The sequence below is a fragment of the Massilia sp. CT11-108 genome (genome assembly GCF_047302915.1).
Classification (GTDB): Bacteria; Pseudomonadota; Gammaproteobacteria; order Burkholderiales; family Burkholderiaceae_D; genus Telluria; species Telluria orientalis.
On the sequence record NZ_JBKYMO010000770.1, the window covers coordinates 1 to 1,887 of the forward strand.

General features: G+C 66.3%; 3 protein-coding genes. All 3 read left to right on the top strand.

The window, feature by feature from the left end:
* Positions 1–338: NfeD family protein (locus tag ACEN88_RS30465; protein WP_413345736.1), on the top strand; the 338-nt coding region annotated here is incomplete at its 5' end.
* Entirely contained in the window at positions 335–694 is a 360-nt protein-coding gene (locus ACEN88_RS30470; protein ID WP_413345738.1) for a hypothetical protein, read from the top strand. The genes ACEN88_RS30465 and ACEN88_RS30470, both read left to right, overlap by 4 nt.
* Positions 695–722: 28 nt before the next feature.
* Positions 723–1,646: an SPFH domain-containing protein gene (locus ACEN88_RS30475; protein ID WP_413345740.1), complete on the top strand. Its 924-nt coding sequence runs from the start codon at positions 723–725 to the stop codon at positions 1,644–1,646.
* Positions 1,647–1,887 lie beyond the last annotated feature (241 nt).

Below are 1,887 nucleotides of genomic sequence, written 5' to 3' on the forward strand. Positions count from 1 at the left end.
CCCCCCCCCCCCCCCCCCCCCCCCCTTTTTTTTCCCCCCCCCCCCCCCCCAACCCCCCTGTCGCCCCGTCGGGGGGGCTCGTATTTGTTAATAACACACCGCTGCTCCCCCGCGCGCGCTGCGCCCAGCGGGGGGGGGGGTATGCGCAGCGCGACCGCAACGTCAACCTGGACATCGGCCAGCGCGTGACCGTGCCCGCCTGGGACAACGGCCGCGCGCGCGTCATGTACCGCGGCGCGCTGTGGGACGTGGAGCTCGGGCAGGGCGTCGCGCCGCATGCGGGCGAATTCCGCATCGTCGAAGTGCACGGCAGCCGACTCGTGGTGGGCAATCCATGACCAAGAAGCACGTCCTGACCCTGCTGGTGGCGTTGACCCTCGTGTTCGGCGTCGTCGACGCGCGCGAGATGGCACTGGGCGTCCAGTCGAACGGCTGGGCCGTCCTGTCGACGGTGCTGTTCAGCTTCCTGAGCTTTTGCTGGTACCGCCTCGACAGCGACGCCCACCAATACCGCCGCACGGCGCTGCTCAACGTGGGCATCGTGATGTTCGCGGTCCTCGCCGTGCCGTATTACCTCGTGCGCAGCCGTCCGTCCGGCCAGAAGGGCCGCGCCCTGCTGCGCCTTGGCGGCTTCTGCCTCGTGCTTGTCGTCGCGGCGGGGCTCGGCAGCGTCGCCTACGAACTGCTCGCCTGACCATCACCTTTTTCAAGGAAGGAAACCCATGGAATTCACGTTCGGAACCGTCGCGCTGGTGATCTTCATCATCGCCATTGTGTTCGTCATCAAGACCATCAATGTCGTGCCGCAGCAGCACGCATGGGTGGTGGAGCGGCTCGGCAAGTACCACGCTACCTTGGCGCCGGGCCTGAACATCGTCGTGCCCTTCGTCGACCGCATCGCCTATAAACACAGCCTGAAGGAGATCCCGCTCGACGTGCCGCCGCAGGTTTGCATCACGAAGGACAACACGCAGCTGCAGGTCGACGGCATCCTGTATTTCCAGGTGACGGACGCCATGCGCGCGTCGTATGGCGCGTCGAACTACATCCAGGCCATCACCCAGCTGGCGCAGACGACTTTGCGTTCCGTGATCGGCCGCATGGAACTGGACAAGACGTTCGAGGAGCGCGACCACATCAACACGACGATCGTCAACGCGATCGACGAATCGGCCGCCAACTGGGGCGTCAAGGTGCTGCGCTACGAGATCAAGGATCTCACGCCACCGGCCGAGATCCTGCACTCGATGCAGCGCCAGATCACGGCCGAGCGCGAGAAGCGCGCGTTGATCGCCGCGTCGGAGGGCCGGCGCCAGGAAGCCATCAACATCGCGAGCGGCGAGCGCGAAGCGGCCATCGCCCGCTCGGAAGGCGAGAAGCAGGCCGCCATCAACCGCGCGCAGGGCGAGGCTGCGGCCATCATCGCGCTGGCGGAGGCCAGCGCCAGCGCGCTGCGCCAGGTGGGCGAGGCGATCCGTTCGCCGGGCGGCATCGATGCCGTCAACCTGCGCGTGGCCGAAGAGTACGTGCACGCCTTCGGCAACCTGGCCAAGACGAACAACTCGGTCATCGTTCCGGCCGACATGGGCGACATGAGCGGCCTGATCGCGTCGGCGCTGACGATCGTGAAGTCGCAGAAGGCGTGATGATGATCAACGGCAACTTCAGCCGCTTCCGTAAGCTGTCCGACGTCATCAAATCGCGCTGACGGATTCGCCGCGGCGCAAGGAGCCGCGATGAGTCACCAGCGTGTCGTGTTGTGGATCATGGTCCTGATGGCCGGCACGGGCCTGCTCGATGCCGGCCATGCCGACGCGGCAGCGCAGCTGCACTTCGTCGTCGGCGTCGCCGTCAGCTACCTGGGTTTTTTATGGTACCGCGGCGACA